Origin of the sequence: Salinicoccus halitifaciens, assembly GCF_021026095.1 — a bacterium.
GTDB lineage: Bacteria > Bacillota > Bacilli > Staphylococcales > Salinicoccaceae > Lacicoccus > Lacicoccus halitifaciens.
Window position 1 is genome coordinate 297,364 of record NZ_JAJNCU010000001.1, and the last position, 16,003, is coordinate 313,366.

Consider the following 16,003-nt stretch of genomic DNA (forward strand, 5'->3'; position numbering starts at 1 on the left):
GTAGTCCATGTATAACGTTAAAACAGAAACTATAAACAACATACCGGTCGTCTTCATAGACACCGGGAAGTTCAAGACGATGAATTTAAAGGTGCAGTTCAGAAGTGAATTGACACGGGAAAGGGTATCTGTGAGGTACCTGCTGAGCCGGATGATGGTGAAGAAGACCGGGAAGTTCACGACTGAAAGCGAATTTTTGAATCACCTCGCACACCTTTACGGGGCGCACCTGACCTCGAATGCCACGAAAAAAGGACGGGATCACCTGGTGTCCTTCAACTTGGAGTTCATCAACTCGAGGTTCGTAAAAGAAAATCTGGATCTTCTCGGTGAGATGACTTCAGTACTGAAGGATGTGCTCGCGACACCGGCGGAGTACGGCGAAGCGGACCGGCAGTTCTTCGCAAGGGAAAAGCGGCTGTATAAGAGCAGGCTGAAAGGTCTGAGGGACAACAAAGCCCAGAAGAGCTTCGAAAACCTGCTCAATATCATGTTTGAAGATGAAGCATACAAATATTTATCCCATGGCGTCCTTGAAGATATCGATGACATCACACTCGATGACATCAAGGAGGAGCACCGGAAAATGATGGCGCACGATGAAGCCGTCATACTGATCTCGGGCCACCTCGACGAAGTGGGGGAGGCGGACCTCCAGGGGATCCTCGGCCGTGATGAAACAGTGAAGCTCCCCTACAGGGGATATGATTTCAAGAAGCCCGACTTCAAGACAGTCACCGACAGCGAGAGCGTCGAGCAGGCGAAGCTCAACATCGGGTTCAGGGCGGATGTCGGGAACGCCAGAGAACGCATGGCGCTGAATGTCATCAATCAGATGTTCGGCGGGAGTGCAACGAGCTATTTATTCAAGAACATCCGTGAAAAGGAAAGCCTCGCCTATCAGATCCATTCACAGGCGGATATCAAGAACGGCTTCCTGTTCGTGCTGGCGGGTGTCTCACCCGATCAGACGGCGAAGGCTGAAAGTGCCGTCATGCATGAACTGGGGCGGATAAAAGCGGGCGACTTCACCGATGAGTTCGTGGAGGAGACCAAACATCTCATGAAAGTGAACAGGAAGGAAGCCGTCGACAAACCGAAGGGTCTGATTGCACTCGTCTATAATCAGCTTTTGAACGGCACGACAGATGAAGACTGGAAGCGCTCGATGGATGCCGTCGACCGGGAAATGATCGTGGAAGTTGCGAACCGGATCCATGCGGATACAGTATATACATTGACAGGGAAGTGACTTGATGAAACACATAGAATATAAAGAAATCGATGAATGTGTCTACCACGACACGATGGATAACGGCCTCGAAGTCTATCTCATCCAGAAAGCGGGCTACAATAAGAAATTCGTCACCTACACGACAAAGTACGGCTCGATGGACAACAGGTTTGAAGTCGATGGGGAGGAATACAGCGTGCCGGACGGCATCGCACATTTCCTTGAACATAAGATGTTTGAAAAGGAAGACGGCGATGTATTCGATTCATTCGCAAAAGGCGGTGCGAACGCGAATGCATTCACGTCCTATGACAGGACGTCATATCTTTTCAGCACGACGGATGATTTTTATAAGAATCTCACGCTTCTGATGGACATGGTCGAAAAGCCGTACTTCACTGAAGAAACGGTCGAACGTGAAATCGGCATCATCAACGAGGAGATCAAAATGTACCAGGACAATCCGGGCTACCGCCTGTATTTCGATACGATCAGCCAGATGTACAGCGCACTCCCCGTGAAGATCGACATTGCGGGGACGGAGGCGTCCATCAGTGAGATAACGAAAGATCACCTATACTTATGCCATGACGTGTTCTACCACCCGTCAAACATGGTGATGATCATGGCGGGGGATTTTGATGTCGAAGAAACTTTCGCATTCATCCGTGAGCATCAGGAGAAGCGGGGTGAGATCAAGCCCCTCGAGGTCAACAGGCTGCTTCCGGAAGAGGAGAGGGATGTAGCGAAAAGCAGGCATGACCTTTATATGGATGTCGAAGAGACGAAAGTCATGCTGGGCTTCAAAAATGAAAAGATTGAATCCGCCTCCGAACGGCTGACGCGTGACATTGCGATGATGTTCGGGCTGGATATGATATTCGGGGAGCAGTCGGAGTATTACTACCAGCTGCTGGAAGACGGCATCATCGATGATTCATTCAACTTTGCCCATAACGAGGAGAAGGATTTTGCGCATGTTTTAATGACGACACAGACGGATGATCCGGAGCGTTTCACCGCTTCGATCTTAGGCATCATAGAAGACATCAAAGATCAGGACTTCTTCACCGAGGAAAAGCTGACGAACCAAAAGAGGGAAGTGCTCGGGGACTATCTGTCAAGCCTGAATTCACCCGAGTATATCGCAAACCAGTATACGAAGTATCTTCTGGACGGGTATGATCTTTACAAGCTGCCCGACCTCATAGAGGAAATAACGGTGGAGGATATCAAAAAGTACATTTTTGTCAGCCTGGACCGGGATTACCTCGTGGAATGCGTACTCCGTCCAGAAAGCCAAAAAGAGGCTGTTCATGGCTGAGAAGCATTATCTGCTTGTGGGCGCATCCGGGGACATCGGCAGGGCCGTCCATTCCGAGCTTGAAGGGGAGAAGGTGATCACCGTATCCAAAACACGCATGCCGCACCACAAAAGTGAGCATCACTTCCTTGACCTGTCCCGTCCTATTACAGAGGAGGATGTGAAGCAGATCACCGACGGCACCGAAGTCCTGGACGGACTGATATGGACCCCGGGCGTGGAACTGTTCGGGCTGTTCCAGGATACGAGCCTCGAAGCTCTGGATGAGCAGTACAACATATCAGTGCGTTCGCTCATCATATTCATAAAAGTGGTGCTGCCCAAACTAAAGTTGAGCAAAAGTGGTAGAATAATAGTGATCACTTCAGTGTGGGGAGGCGCCGGTGCGAGTTTTGAAAGCATTTATTCGGCAATGAAGGGTGCACAGAACACGCTGGTCAAATCCCTGGCAAAAGAACTGGCTGCGACCGGTGTCACGGTGAATGCCATTGCACCGGGTGTCGTGGAAGGCAGCATGACGGATGCACTTTCGGATGAAGATCTTGCAGCGGTGCTCGGTGAACTGCCCCAGCAGCGACTGATCCAGCCTGCCGAAGTCGCGAGCCTCGCAGCCTATCTGCTCAAAGGCGATTCCAGGAGCATCAACGGTGAAATACTGAATATAAACGGAGGATGGTACACATGATGGATACAGATGACATGCATCCCGAACGTAATATAGAACAGTACCTGGAGTACGAAAACGTCATCAACAGGCCGGGCCTGCTCGGGGACATCTCCTCGCTGCTCGGGAACTTGGGCATCAGCATCAACACCATCAACGGTGTTGAAAAGACGCGCCGCGGCCTGATCGTACGTACGGACAACATTGATAAGCTGAGGCGGTTCGTCTACATCAGCCAGTACGTCGAAGACATCAACATCATCAAGGTGAGGAAGCCCGAGGTGCGGGACAGGCTTGCCGTCAGGCACGGCCGGTTCATCAAACGCGACGAAGAGGATAAGAAGATTTTCCGGTTCACACGGGATGAAATCGGTATACTCGTCGATTTCCTCGGGGAGTTGTTCATGGAGAAGAAGCACCGGCTGATCGGCATCCGGGGCATGCCGCGGGTCGGCAAGACCGAGTCGATCGTCGCGGCAAGTGTGACGGCAAAGAAGAAGTGGCTGTTCCTCTCCAGCACGCTGATCAAGCAGACACAGCGCACAAGTCTCCTGAAGGGCGAGTATGATGACAGCAACGTTTACATCATCGACGGTGCGGTCACGGCCAACACGACGAACAGGGACCATAAGAATCTCATCAGGGAGATGATGAGCTATCCTGCGGTGAAAGTGGTCGAGCACCCTGACCTGTTCATCGAAGATATGAAATATAATATGGATGATTTTGATTTCATCATTGAGCTGAGGGAACATGAAGATCAGAAAATCACGTATGAAAAACACAAGAAGAAACACTGGTTCGAAAATGAGGACATGGATTTCTTCAGTGGTTTTTAGGAGGCATTATGAAACTCGGAACATATTTGAGGAACCAGCGTGAAAAAGGCGGCATCACCTTAAAAGAGATGCAGGAAAAGTCGGGCATCAGGAAAAATGTCATAAGAATACTGGAGTCCGGTGATTTCAACGAGCTGCCCGACCCCAACCATGTACATTTCCTCCTGGAGAAATACTCGAAGGTCCTCGGCATCGATACGGACAAGTTATTCTCAAGGTTCAGCGACGAGCTGCCTGGGGAGAATGAACAGTCGAAAAAACGCCAGCAGAATGATAATGAGGATTTCAACTATCTGAAGAAAGTGCTGCTGAGTTTTGGTGCGATGGTTGCGGTCATATTCGTCCTGTGGCTGATTCTGCTGCAGGTCGGATCGGAGACCGGGGCGTTCGAATCAAAACCGATATATGAATCCACTGCGTTCGACATGGCCTCCTTAAACACTGAAGGGGAACAGGATGCAGGGGAGGAAGAAGATGCTCGCGAAGAGGCGGAGAGCCCTGAAGAGGAAGCTCGCGAAGAGGCGCCTTCAGGGGCAGATGTCAGCTATACAGGCATGGATGACAGCACTTTATTCTACGAGGTGACGGCAGAGGACACCCTGGTCGTCACACTGGAAGGTGAAAACACCTGGGTGAGCCTCTCCGATGATGCAGACAACACATATGCATATGAAGAACTTTCCGAAGGCGAGTTTGAAATCAGCGATGAGGCATCCATCCTGTACCTCACGCTCGGCAATGCGCCGGGCCAGGAATTGACGGTGGGCGGAGAGACCGTGGACAGCGCCTCTGCCACCGATGCCATTACAGTGCATTACCAATTCACCATTACAAGGGAGTGACGATATGAATATACCTAATCAATTAACGGTTTTCCGAGTGATCCTGATACCCGTCTTCATGTTGTTCGCCCTTGTGGACTTCGGATTCGGGGAAATGACTTTTCTCGGCGGTGAAGTCATCCGGGTGGAGCAGTTCATCGCGGCTGTCGTGTTCGTCCTCGGGACGTTCACTGATTTCCTCGACGGTTATCTCGCCCGGAAGTGGAACCTGATAACGAACATGGGCAAGTTCCTCGACCCTCTGGCCGATAAACTGCTGGTCACTGCAGGGCTGATCGTCCTGGTCGAGTGGCACACCATCTCATCATGGATTGCGGTTGTGATCATCGCCCGCGAGTTTGCGGTCACGGGACTCCGACTGCTTCAAATCGAACAGGGGTTTGTAAGCGCAGCTTCAAATCTTGGAAAGGTGAAGACGGTATTCCAGATGCTCGCCCTCATATTTTTACTGTTCGGCGACATATTCACCCAGTTCGTTCCGTTCTCGCCCGGCATGCTCCTGATGTATGCGGCGGTCTTCTTCACCGTGCTTTCCGGTGTGGAATACTTCTATAAGGGCAGGGCGGTCTTCAAAGCCGACTCGAAATGATTCCTGCAGCCTTTTTCCTGCAGCTTTCAGATTTCTGTATGGAAAAGGTTCCGGATTTTACATTTCTGCACTCCGTAAGCGAATATATGTTCGCTTTTTTGCTTCATGCATGATATAATATTATAGAATTAATATTTGGAGGGATAACATGGACGAAAGACAAAAAGCATTGGAAACTGTTATTAAAAATATGGATAAATCTTTTGGCAAAGGCTCAGTCATGAAACTGGGAGATGATGCCGGAAGAAAAGTTTCCACAGTTTCCAGCGGCTCTATCACGTTGGACAAAGCGTTGGGTGTGGGCGGTTATCCGAAAGGCAGAATCATTGAGATATATGGTCCTGAATCCTCTGGTAAGACGACAGTGTCACTTCATGCGATTGCCGAATCACAGAAACAGGGCGGCATCGCTGCTTTTATAGATGCAGAACATGCTCTGGATCCAGAGTATGCTAAAAACCTGGGTGTGGATACGGAGAACCTGTATCTTTCACAGCCTGACCATGGTGAGCAGGGACTGGAGATCGCCGAGGCATTCGTCAGGAGCGGCGCGGTGGATATCGTCGTCGTCGACTCGGTTGCAGCCCTCACACCGAAAGCGGAAATTGAAGGGGAGATGGGGGACAGCCATATGGGACTGCAGGCACGTCTGATGTCACAGGCCCTGCGGAAGTTATCCTCAGCCATCTCCAAGAGCAATACGACTGTAATATTTATCAACCAGATCCGTGAAAAGATCGGCGTCATGTTCGGCAACCCTGAAACGACGACCGGCGGCCGTGCACTCAAGTTCTATAGTTCAGTGAGGCTTGAAGTGCGCCGTGCGGAGCAGCTCAAGCTCGGTCAGGAGATCGTGGGTAACAGGACGAAGATCAAAGTCGTCAAAAACAAGGTCGCGCCGCCGTTCAGGGTGGCGGAAGTCGATATCATGTACGGAAAAGGGATCTCGAAAACCGGTGAAGTGGTTGATCTTGCATCCGAAATGGATATCGTCGACAAGAGCGGCGCCTGGTATTCCTACAACGGCGAACGCCTCGGCCAGGGCAAGGAAAATGTCAAGGCACACCTTGAGGAAAACCCTGACCTGCTTGCAGAAATCGAGCAGAAATTAAGGAATGCACTCGGATTCGGCGAAAAGGTCGAAGAAGAGGTTCCTGAAGATTCAGTGGCGGAAGAAAACGTGCTGTTCAGGGAAGAAGAAGACGAAATTTAAGTCAATAAGCACCAGCTTTCACGATTGCGAAAGCTGGTGCTTGATTTTATTTGTATTTATATTTAGAATTGTTATATATAATATTTGAAATTATATTATATATATGATTAGCTTGAGCTTTTTGAGGGGGTGTTTATTGTGGAATTGATAAACATTTTCTTGATCTTGCTCGGCATAATTCTAGGCGTTGTAATCGGATATTTTATAGTGAAGTCAATTTTGACCAGGCAGCAGCAGGAAGCGCGGACATCAGCCCAGCACATCATCAGCGAAGCTGAAAAGGAAGCGAACAGCCTGAAGAAAGAGAAGCTACTGGAAGCAAAAGAGGAAAATCAGAACCTTAAGGATGCTCTGGAGCGCGAACTGGATGAACAGCGCGACGATTTGAGGGCATTCGAATCCAGGCTGCTACAGAAAGAACAGATGCTTGACCGCAAAAGTGAAAATCTGGAAAAGAAAGATGAAGCCCTGGAGATAAAAGAGGCGAAAATTGAAGAAAAACAGCAATTGGTTGATGCCGAGGATGAAAAGATCAAAGAAATTATCAATCAGCAGGAAACAGAATTATCCCGCATCTCCGGTTTAACACGTGTGGAAGCACGAGAAGAACTATTCTCTGAACTAGAGAAAGAACTGTCACATGATATGGCTGTTATGGTTAAGGAAAAACAGAACCAGATGAAAATGGACGTAGACAAACAAGCGAAGGAACTGCTCGCCATGACTGCACAGAGATATGCAGCCGAGTACACTTCCGAATCTACCGTTTCCGTAGTGAATTTACCGAATGATGAAATGAAAGGCCGTATAATAGGGCGTGAAGGCCGTAATATACGCACACTTGAAACACTGACAGGTGTCGACTTGATCATCGATGATACACCTGAAGCAGTTATTTTATCAGGCTTTGATCCAATACGCCGGGCCATTGCGAAGAACGCATTGGAATCACTGGTGCAGGATGGAAGGATCCACCCGGGAAGAATTGAAGAAATGGTGGATAAAGCGAGACGCAATATGGAATCGGATATCCGTGATGCAGGTGAGGCTGCAGCGTTCGAACTCGATATCCACAATTTGCATCCGGAACTCATCAAACATCTTGGCAAGATGAAATACCGTTTAAGTTACGGGCAGAATGTGCTCAAACACTCCGTCGAAGTCGGGTATCTTGCAGGCATGCTTGCAAGCGAACTCGGTGAAGACGTGGCGATGGCACGTCGTGCAGGACTGCTTCATGATATCGGCAAAGCGATCGACCATGAAGTGGAAGGCAGCCATGTTGAAATCGGTGTGGAACTCGCCAAGCGTTACAAAGAGCCGGAAACAGTCATCAATGCGATTCATTCGCACCACGGTGATGTTGAACCGAATAATATAATATCGATACTTGTTGCGGCAGCGGATGCTTTGAGTGCCGCAAGACCGGGCGCAAGAAGAGAGACGCTTGAAAATTATGTGAAGCGTCTGGAGAGGCTTGAAGAAATTGCGGAAGCCCATCCGGGTGTCGAGAAGACATTCGCAATCCAGGCAGGCCGGGAAATCAGGGTGATGGTGTCGCCTGAGGCCATTGACGACCTGAACGCCCACAGGCTTGCCAGGGACATCAAAAAACAAGTTGAAGATGAACTGCAGTATCCAGGACACATTAAGGTGACAGTCGTCCGTGAGATGAGGGCAGTGGAATATGCCAAATAAAAAGCCCCCGAACTTATCAAAGTTCGGGGCTTTTTTTATTTTGTAACGATTTTGTCTTTAAATTGCCTATGATCTGCTGTAAGTTCATGGCTTTTTCATGTATAATTACATTTTGGCGTCATTATCTTTCAGGATCTGCAGTATCTCTGCGGTCTCCTGGGTGCTGTGGGTGGTTGAAATCCTTTCATATTTTTCTGCGAGACGGTATGCGCTCAAGTATAATTCCAGAGCCTCCATCGCTTTTTCATCTGCAGTGGATGCATTCGCGGGATTTGCGATGACTGCGGTCCTTGCGAATTCCTTCGGATCGATTGATAATGACATGCGGTTCACTCCTAAAAATTTTTTATATTATTTCGTACCCAAAGACACATCTGATAAACATAAATTTTCAGTAAAAATTAACCCAGTAAGGATGAAATCATGAGAATTCTATTTATAGGCGACGTGGTCGGTAAAATCGGCAGAAGGATGGTGCGCGATCATCTGCTTGCACTCAAAAGGGAGCACGGGGCACAGATCGCCATCGTCAACGGGGAGAATGCAGCCCATGGCAAGGGCATCACCGAAAAGATCTACAAGGAACTGCTCGGATACGGGGCCGATTTCATAACGCTCGGCAATCATGCGTTCGCAAAAAATGAAGTATACGGGCTGCTTGACGGCAAGGTCAATATGATCCGGCCGTTGAATTATCCTGAGTCAGCACCGGGACGGGGTCATGAGATCATCAACGTCAACGGTAAAAAGCTGCTGATACTCAACCTGCAGGGCAGGAGCTTCATGCCGGCGATCGACTGCCCGTTCAAGGCGGCGGATCATATTCTTGAAAACAATGACTATGACGAGGCGTTCGTCGATTTCCACAGCGAGACGACGAGTGAAAGCCTCGCCATGGGATATTACCTTGACGGCAGGGTGGATGCGGTCGTGGGCACCCACACCCATGTCCAGACCAATGATGAACAGATCCTGCCCGGCGGCACGGCCTACATCACGGATGCAGGCATGACCGGGTTCAAGGACGGCATTTTAGGCATACGCAAAGAGGAAGTCATCGACCGTTTCCTAAATCAGCTCCCCGTGAGGCACGATGTGCCGGACGAAGGAAAAGGCATCTTATCCGGCGTCATCATCGACACCGGCTATAAAAAAATAAAAAAGATCAGGATCACTGAGTAAGGGTCTCGGACTCAAGTATGATTTTGCCTGTAAACAGCATCCCGGTCATGATTGACGGGGATTTATCTGATATAGTTTTAAATGAAAAGAGGAGGCTCTTATATGAAAGAACAATTATCCTGGAAAGTGGGCGGACAGCAGGGTGAAGGGATCGAGTCGACAGGTGAGATATTCTCAACGACACTCAACCGGCTCGGTTATCACCTCTACAGCTACCGTCATTTCTCCAGTCGTATAAAAGGTGGACACACCAACAACAACGTCCGGATTTCAGTCGATGAAGTCCGGTCGGTGGATGATAATATAGATATTCTCGTTGCATTCGACCAGCAGACGATCGATGTGAACAGCCACGAGCTTTATGCCGGCGGCATTATTTTAGCGGATTCGAAATTCAACCCGACCGTGGATGAATCGCTTGATGTGGTCCTTGTGGATATCCCATTTACGGAAATCGCAAAAGAGCAGGGCAGCCAGCTGATGAAGAACATGGTCGCGATCGGCGCAAGCGCAAGGCTCATGAAACTGCCGATGGAGCCGTTCAAGGATATGATCCATACGATGTTCATCAGAAAAGGCGAGGAGATTGTGGAGAGCAACCATAACGCACTCCGTCTCGGCTACGAAGCGATGGATGAAAAATTCTCGTATATGAACATCACCAATGATTTCGAGCTTGCGCCGTCGGATGGCAAGGAAAGGCTGTATCTGATCGGCAACGATGCGATCGGCTTCGGTGCCGTCAATGCCGGCGTGCGCTTCATGCCGGCGTATCCGATCACGCCTGCCAGTGAAATCATGGAATACATGATCAAGCACCTTCCGAAACTCGGCGGCACGGTCATCCAGACCGAGGATGAAATCGCGGCGGTGACGATGGCGATCGGATCGAACTATGCAGGGGCGAGGAGCTTCACGGCATCGGCAGGACCGGGCCTGTCCCTCATGATGGAATCCATCGGCCTCTCCGGCATGACGGAAACTCCCCTCGTCATCGTCAACACGATGCGCGGCGGCCCGTCGACGGGGCTCCCGACGAAACAGGAGCAGGCGGATTTGAACCAGATGATCTACGGGACGCACGGCGACATCCCGAAAATCGTCCTGGCGCCGTCCGACGTTGAAGATGCTTTTTATTCCACAATAGATGCATTCAACCTCGCGGAATACTACCAGGTGCCGGTGATCCTGCTGTCGGACCTTCAGATGTCGCTCGGCAAGCAGACATCCGATCCGTTCGATTTGTCCCGGGTGGAGATCAACCGCGGGAAGACGATCCTTGAGGATATAGAGCGTGATGAAGATGATCAGGATTATTTTGAAAGATACGGCGACAGTGATGACGGCATATCCGCGCGTCCGATACCCGGCCTGAAGGGCGGCATCCACCATGTGACGGGCGTCGAACACAGCCCGACGGGGACACCGAGTGAAACGGCTGAAAACCGTCAGGTCATGATGGAGAAGCGGATGCGCAAGCTTGAGAACTTCGTCATGAAGGAGCCGTTCAAAGTGACCGGCGAAAAAGAGAGCGAACTGCTCGTCATCAGTTTCTTAAGCGTGAACGGCGTCGCAGGCGAAGCAATCCGGAGATTCGACCCGGACATCGTCGGCAACATCACGCATGTCCAGCTGAAGCAGCTGCATCCATTCCCGGCTGAAGCGTTGTATCCGTATCTGGACGGAGCAAAAGAAGTGCTCGTCATCGAGCAGAACTACAGCGCTCAGCTCTTCAACATCGTCAAGATGAACTATCATATGCACTCCAAGATGAAATCCTTCACGAAATATAATGGCACACCGTTTAAACCGAATGAGATTGAGAAATATATACAGTCGATCTTAAAGATAAAGGAAGTTTTATAAATGGCGACATTCAAAGATTTCAGGAACAACATCAAACCCAACTGGTGTCCGGGCTGCGGCGACTTCAGCGTGCAGGCGGCCATCCAGAAAGCCTGTGCAGGGAACGGCCTTGAGCCGGATGAGCTCGCTGTCATCACCGGCATCGGCTGCAGCGGCCGCTTGAGCGGCTACATCAAGTCCTACGGCTTCCATGCGACACACGGACGCAGCCTGCCTGTGGCGCAGGGCGTCAAGATGGCGAATAAAGATCTCACGGTCATCGCTTCCGGCGGTGACGGTGACGGTTTCGCAATCGGCATGGGCCACACGGTGCACGCCCTGAAGCGTAACATCGACATCACTTACATCGTCATGGACAATCAGATCTACGGCCTGACGAAAGGCCAGACGAGCCCGTCCTCTTCCAAAGGTTTCGTCACGAAGTCCACGCCGAAGGGCTCGCTCGAACAGCCGATCCAGCCGATCAAGACGGCACTTGCGAGCGGTGCGACATTCGTCGCCCAAAGTGTCAGCTCAGACATCAAGGAACTGACGTCGATCATCCAGCAGGCGATCAGCCATAAGGGCTTCAGCTTCGTGAACGTCTTCAGCCCGTGCGTCACCTACAATAAGGTGAACACGTACGACTGGTTCAAGGAGAACCTGATTCCGATTGCGGATTTTGAAGGGTATGACGTCCATGATGCGAACTCTGCGATGAACACCATCATGGAGAACGACGGATTGCTGAAGGGCATCATCTATCATAATCCGGATGCACCTTCATATGAGGAGCAGCTCGGGGAATACAATGACGAGCCGCTGATCTCGCGTGAAATGCGTCTTGAGCGCAGCACTTTCGATGATATGATGGCTGAATTCAAATAAGATTCATGACCGCCCGGGCAGAGACCCGGGCTTTTTTATGCCTGAAATCGATTTTTACGGCATATGAAAACATTTACATTGTGGTTTTGTGAAAAAAAACATTAGAAATTTTCAAATCCTATCTGATATATTGAGATAGTTGGTTTCTGGACGGAAGTTTTACACTCCCGTAATTTTATCGCTGTAATGATATTTTTGTTCACAGTATACAAATTAGAACGCCAAAAATATTTTATTGGAGCGAAAAGATTATGGATTCTAAAGTACATGTTAAAGCGCCGAAATCCATGGCGCTGGTTTTAATGCTGGGTGCATTTATAGGTCTATTCGGAGAAACGGCGCTGAATATGGCACTGACGGAAATTATGGCACAATTTGAAATCGGCGCCACGACAGCACAGTGGCTGACGACGGGGTACCTGCTCACGCTCGCGATACTCGTGCCGGTATCTGCGCTGCTGATGAAATGGTTCACGACGAAGCAGCTGGTCATCGGCGGTCTTACGATATCACTGGTCGGGGCTTTATTTGCAGCGATGTCACTAAACTTCCCGATGCTCATGCTCGGGCGTGTCATCCAGGCTGTCGGAACGGGCATACTGCTTCCGGTGATGCTGAGTGTCGTCATGCTGATATTCCCGATCCATAAACGGGGCATGGTGATGGGCATCATGGGACTCGTCATCACGACAGCACCGGCGCTCGGTCCGACACTTTCAGGCATCATCATCAGCACGATGAGCTGGGAATGGATATTCTGGTTCAGCGCAGTCGTCTATGTCCTGATTACTCTGTATGCATTCACCGTCATTTCAAACGTTTCTGAAATCACGAAGCCGAAAATCGACCTTGCGTCCATTGTCCTGTCCACAGCAGGTTTCGGCGGGCTTGTGTTCGCACTGAGCACATTGGCCGAGCAGTCGATCACTGCACCGGTCGTTTTCATACCGCTGGTCATCGGTATCATTTCATTGATCGCCTTCGGAAGCAGGCAGCTGTCGATGGACCAGCCGATGGTGGACTTACGTGTCTTCAAGCGCCCGATGTTTTCGCTCGGGACACTGATCATGTTCTTAAGCATCCTGATCATCCTGTCCACTGCGATACTGCTGCCGCTTTACTTGAAAGGCGCGTTGTTGTTCAGTGCAATGGCCGCAGGCCTTCTGATGCTGCCGGGCAACTTCATGAACTTCGTACTTTCCCCGGTGGTCGGTGGTTTATTCGATAAGGTCGGACCGAGGAAGTTCATCATCACGGGATTCGTGCTGATCGTCATTGCGAACTTCAGCTTCCTTACGGTGCTTGCTGCGGATACTCCGGCATGGCAGATCGTCGTATCATTCATGATTCTGTTCGTCGGCCTTACGATGACGACGATGTCTGCACAGACGAACGCGATGAACCAGCTGACGCGGGATGTGTATGCGGACGGTTCAGCTGCGATGAACACGTTGAACCAGGTTGCAGGTGCGGTCGGTACGGCCGTTGCAATCACCGTGTTCACGATCGGGCAGAATACATTCATGGCGGGGAACGCCGCCGGCGCACCCCCTGAGATGATTGCAGCAGGTGTAAAATACGCATTCTACTTCATCACCGGCATTTCCATCTTCGGATTGATCTGTGCGCTGTTCGTGAGGAACAGCATCGATCCATCCCCGGCGAAAACCGAAGCGGTTGAAGAGAAAGTTGCAGAGGCATAATTTATATGGAGCTCCACCGGTTGAATCCGGTGGGGCTTTTTTTATTTTACAGATTTCGGATTTTGGGGCGCAGAAATCGGATAACTGTCATGTTCTGAGGCAGAATTGGGAAAACCGGTGATTTATGAGTACAGAAATTGAATTGTTGCGATATGACAACAATTTGCATGCGGTTTACGATGGGGGAAAGGAGGGAGTTTCATTTGAGGGAGAAGACGAGGCGGCACCGGCAGCTTGAGATTTTGGATAAGCGTTATGAATTATCGGCTTTTGAAAAGGAGGAGCTGCAGAAACTTGAGGCGGGATATGAGGGGGAGCTGATTTTCGACGGCATATTGGAGGGGTTTATTCACGGGACGAACATTGTCCATTTGAAAGATTATAATTTTCATCCCGAGGTGGTCGATGCGCGGCTGCTGACCCGGCCTGAGGCGGAGGCGGCTCATGTGCAGATCGACAACGTGGTCATCGCAAAGGATTATCTCTACACTTTTGAAATAAAAAACTACAGCTTCGATTTGCATCACAGGGATTCACAGTGGTTTTTCGACAATGGCGGTGAGTTTGCGGATCCCCTGGTCCAGGTCGTGAAGCAGCGCAGCATGATGGGGAAGCTGCTGGACAGTGTAGAGGGCCGCATCAGGATGTTCAATGTGCTGGTCTTCATCAATAAAGACCAGACGTATTCAACCTGCCCGCGAGCAATGAAATCATCGTGAGGAGCAATCTGCAGAAGAAGCTGGTGAAGGCGATGACCGTCAACCACCATGATTACAGCAGGCTCGTTGGGAAGCTGGAAGCGCGGCGGGTCAATGTGTTGAAGTACCAGGGCGATACGACGGTGGATTTCCGGGCGCTTAAAAAAGGCGTGTTCTGCACTGCTTGCGGCGAACGGCTCGTGCGGGTGAACCGGAACTTGTTCCGCTGTGGTATCTGTGATGAGACGATGCCCATTCTTGAAGTTGCTCAGCGTTTAATTGAAGAGATGAAGATATTGAACCGGTCCTGGACATTGAATCCTGTATCAATCCAGAAGTTTTCCGGTGGACAAATCAGTGACTTCTACATAAGGAAGTATGTGAAGGGAGGGATATTGAAATACTGAGGAAGCCAAGAGAAGGGAAACGAGCAAGTCGGTGAGAATTGGAAGTATGCTCGTATTTCATCCCTTGAAAACGAGCAAGTCGCCGAGAATCGAAGATATGCTCGGATATTGGCCTCTGGAGACGAGCAAGTCGATGAAAATTGGAGGTATGCTCGTATTTTGGTTCTTAGAAACGAGTAAGTAGCAGGGAGATCCCCGATACATACCGAATTCACCGTCATCCTTCCCACCGCAACATGTTTAAATGAATGCGCCCAAGGGATTATAATAGTAGTTAAATCAATTTATAAGCAGTAATAACCACGGGAGGTGCAGCAAGCGATGCTTGTAGCAATCGATCTGCAGAATGATATATTTGATGAGAGGGGTTCGGGCTATGCCCAATGGACCGAGAAGGTGAAGGACGGCATCGAGGCGAGGATCAGAAGGGCGATTGACGAAGGGGAACCGGTCATCTACACACGGAACCTGTATCCGGACTTCGAGCATGAGAAGCGCTCGACCGAAAGCATCCGCTTCGATGAGGAACTCTATCCCCAGTTCCGCGAGCTGCTTGAGACCCATGGGGACGAATACACGAAGACGTTTTACGGCATCCCGCCGGAGGAGGCGATGAGCCTCAAGGAAAAGTACGGGGATGATGTCGAGAACAACCGGCCGATCGAATTCATCGGAGCCGAGACGAATATATGCATCGTCGCCAATATCATGGTGATACAGAATGTCTTCCCGCAGGCGGACATCATACTGAATAAAAATCTCGTCGCGAGCACAAGTGATGAGCTCCATGACAAGGCGATCGAGCTCTTGTCGAATATGAACGTCGAGATTATCGAAACGACCGGCTGACAATCATCAGCCGGTTTTATTCATATGC

At 50.1% G+C, this 16,003-nt stretch carries 16 protein-coding genes; 15 read left to right on the plus strand and 1 reads right to left on the minus strand.

Features of this window, described 5'->3' with window-relative positions:
* The first annotated feature begins 7 nt into the window (after positions 1-7).
* The 8 genes from yfmF (at position 8) to rny (ending at position 8,403) form a co-directional block, all read left to right on the plus strand.
* Positions 8-1,252 carry an EF-P 5-aminopentanol modification-associated protein YfmF gene (yfmF, locus tag LPW40_RS01430; protein ID WP_230820461.1) on the plus strand — a complete coding sequence of 415 codons (1,245 nt, stop codon included), beginning with the start codon at positions 8-10 and terminating at the stop codon, positions 1,250-1,252.
* Between the two features lie 4 nt (positions 1,253-1,256).
* Positions 1,257-2,558: an EF-P 5-aminopentanol modification-associated protein YfmH gene (yfmH, locus tag LPW40_RS01435; RefSeq protein ID WP_230820462.1), complete on the plus strand. Its 1,302-nt coding sequence runs from the start codon at positions 1,257-1,259 to the stop codon at positions 2,556-2,558.
* Positions 2,551-3,243: an SDR family NAD(P)-dependent oxidoreductase gene (locus tag LPW40_RS01440; RefSeq protein ID WP_230820463.1), complete on the plus strand. Its 693-nt coding sequence runs from the start codon at positions 2,551-2,553 to the stop codon at positions 3,241-3,243. Before yfmH ends, LPW40_RS01440 begins: the two co-directional genes overlap by 8 nt.
* Positions 3,243-4,061 (plus strand): DUF3388 domain-containing protein, encoded by an 819-nt coding sequence (locus LPW40_RS01445; protein ID WP_230821046.1) that lies wholly within the window; start codon positions 3,243-3,245, stop codon positions 4,059-4,061. Before LPW40_RS01440 ends, LPW40_RS01445 begins: the two co-directional genes overlap by 1 nt.
* An 8-nt stretch (positions 4,062-4,069) precedes the next feature.
* Positions 4,070-4,903, plus strand: a complete 834-nt coding sequence (locus tag LPW40_RS01450) for a helix-turn-helix domain-containing protein (protein WP_230820464.1) — start codon at positions 4,070-4,072, stop codon at positions 4,901-4,903.
* 4 nt (positions 4,904-4,907) lie between these two features.
* Positions 4,908-5,492 carry a CDP-diacylglycerol--glycerol-3-phosphate 3-phosphatidyltransferase gene (gene pgsA, locus LPW40_RS01455; RefSeq protein WP_230820465.1) on the plus strand — a complete coding sequence of 195 codons (585 nt, stop codon included), beginning with the start codon at positions 4,908-4,910 and terminating at the stop codon, positions 5,490-5,492.
* 148 nt (positions 5,493-5,640) lie between these two features.
* Positions 5,641-6,705: a recombinase RecA gene (gene recA, locus LPW40_RS01460; protein ID WP_230820466.1), complete on the plus strand. Its 1,065-nt coding sequence runs from the start codon at positions 5,641-5,643 to the stop codon at positions 6,703-6,705.
* 138 nt (positions 6,706-6,843) lie between these two features.
* A complete protein-coding gene (gene rny, locus LPW40_RS01465) occupies positions 6,844-8,403 on the plus strand; it encodes a ribonuclease Y (RefSeq protein WP_230820467.1) in 1,560 nt (519 codons plus the stop codon).
* Between the two features lie 105 nt (positions 8,404-8,508).
* Here rny and LPW40_RS01470 read toward each other — a convergent pair whose 3' ends face one another.
* Entirely contained in the window at positions 8,509-8,727 is a 219-nt protein-coding gene (locus tag LPW40_RS01470; protein ID WP_230820468.1) for a hypothetical protein, read from the minus strand.
* Between the two features lie 99 nt (positions 8,728-8,826).
* On the opposite strand from LPW40_RS01470, the gene LPW40_RS01475 reads away from it, so the two are divergent.
* From LPW40_RS01475 to LPW40_RS01505, 7 genes are all read left to right on the plus strand, one after another.
* Complete coding sequence (locus LPW40_RS01475) at positions 8,827-9,585, plus strand: TIGR00282 family metallophosphoesterase (RefSeq protein ID WP_230820469.1); 759 nt, start codon at positions 8,827-8,829, stop codon at positions 9,583-9,585.
* Positions 9,586-9,687: 102 nt separating this feature from the next.
* The gene (locus tag LPW40_RS01480; protein ID WP_230820470.1) at positions 9,688-11,451 is read left to right on the plus strand and encodes a 2-oxoacid:acceptor oxidoreductase subunit alpha; all 1,764 of its coding nucleotides are present in this window, start codon (positions 9,688-9,690) and stop codon (positions 11,449-11,451) included.
* Positions 11,452-12,318 (plus strand): 2-oxoacid:ferredoxin oxidoreductase subunit beta, encoded by an 867-nt coding sequence (locus LPW40_RS01485; protein ID WP_230820471.1) that lies wholly within the window; start codon positions 11,452-11,454, stop codon positions 12,316-12,318. It abuts the gene before it with no gap.
* Positions 12,319-12,569: 251 nt separating this feature from the next.
* Positions 12,570-14,021: a DHA2 family efflux MFS transporter permease subunit gene (locus LPW40_RS01490; RefSeq protein WP_230820472.1), complete on the plus strand. Its 1,452-nt coding sequence runs from the start codon at positions 12,570-12,572 to the stop codon at positions 14,019-14,021.
* 203 nt (positions 14,022-14,224) lie between these two features.
* Complete coding sequence (locus tag LPW40_RS01495; protein ID WP_230820473.1) at positions 14,225-14,740, plus strand: nuclease-related domain-containing protein; 516 nt, start codon at positions 14,225-14,227, stop codon at positions 14,738-14,740.
* Positions 14,737-15,126, plus strand: coding sequence for a hypothetical protein (locus LPW40_RS01500; protein ID WP_230820474.1), 390 nt, complete (start codon positions 14,737-14,739; stop codon positions 15,124-15,126). The genes LPW40_RS01495 and LPW40_RS01500 overlap by 4 nt, the downstream gene beginning before the upstream one ends.
* Positions 15,127-15,447: 321 nt before the next feature.
* On the plus strand, positions 15,448-15,975 hold the full coding sequence (locus LPW40_RS01505; RefSeq protein ID WP_230820475.1) for a cysteine hydrolase family protein: 528 nt from the start codon (positions 15,448-15,450) through the stop codon (positions 15,973-15,975).
* The last annotated feature ends 28 nt before the right edge of the window (positions 15,976-16,003 follow it).

Coding starts and splice junctions, on each gene's coding strand:
- yfmF (WP_230820461.1), top strand. CDS start 8: ATGTATAACGTTAAAACAGAAACTATAAACAACATACCGGTCGTCTTC.
- yfmH (WP_230820462.1), top strand. CDS start 1,257: ATGAAACACATAGAATATAAAGAAATCGATGAATGTGTCTACCACGAC.
- LPW40_RS01440 (WP_230820463.1), top strand. CDS start 2,551: ATGGCTGAGAAGCATTATCTGCTTGTGGGCGCATCCGGGGACATCGGC.
- LPW40_RS01445 (WP_230821046.1), top strand. CDS start 3,243: ATGGATACAGATGACATGCATCCCGAACGTAATATAGAACAGTACCTG.
- LPW40_RS01450 (WP_230820464.1), top strand. CDS start 4,070: ATGAAACTCGGAACATATTTGAGGAACCAGCGTGAAAAAGGCGGCATC.
- pgsA (WP_230820465.1), top strand. CDS start 4,908: ATGAATATACCTAATCAATTAACGGTTTTCCGAGTGATCCTGATACCC.
- recA (WP_230820466.1), top strand. CDS start 5,641: ATGGACGAAAGACAAAAAGCATTGGAAACTGTTATTAAAAATATGGAT.
- LPW40_RS01470 (WP_230820468.1), bottom strand. CDS start 8,727: ATGTCATTATCAATCGATCCGAAGGAATTCGCAAGGACCGCAGTCATC.
- LPW40_RS01475 (WP_230820469.1), top strand. CDS start 8,827: ATGAGAATTCTATTTATAGGCGACGTGGTCGGTAAAATCGGCAGAAGG.
- LPW40_RS01480 (WP_230820470.1), top strand. CDS start 9,688: ATGAAAGAACAATTATCCTGGAAAGTGGGCGGACAGCAGGGTGAAGGG.
- LPW40_RS01485 (WP_230820471.1), top strand. CDS start 11,452: ATGGCGACATTCAAAGATTTCAGGAACAACATCAAACCCAACTGGTGT.
- LPW40_RS01490 (WP_230820472.1), top strand. CDS start 12,570: ATGGATTCTAAAGTACATGTTAAAGCGCCGAAATCCATGGCGCTGGTT.
- LPW40_RS01505 (WP_230820475.1), top strand. CDS start 15,448: ATGCTTGTAGCAATCGATCTGCAGAATGATATATTTGATGAGAGGGGT.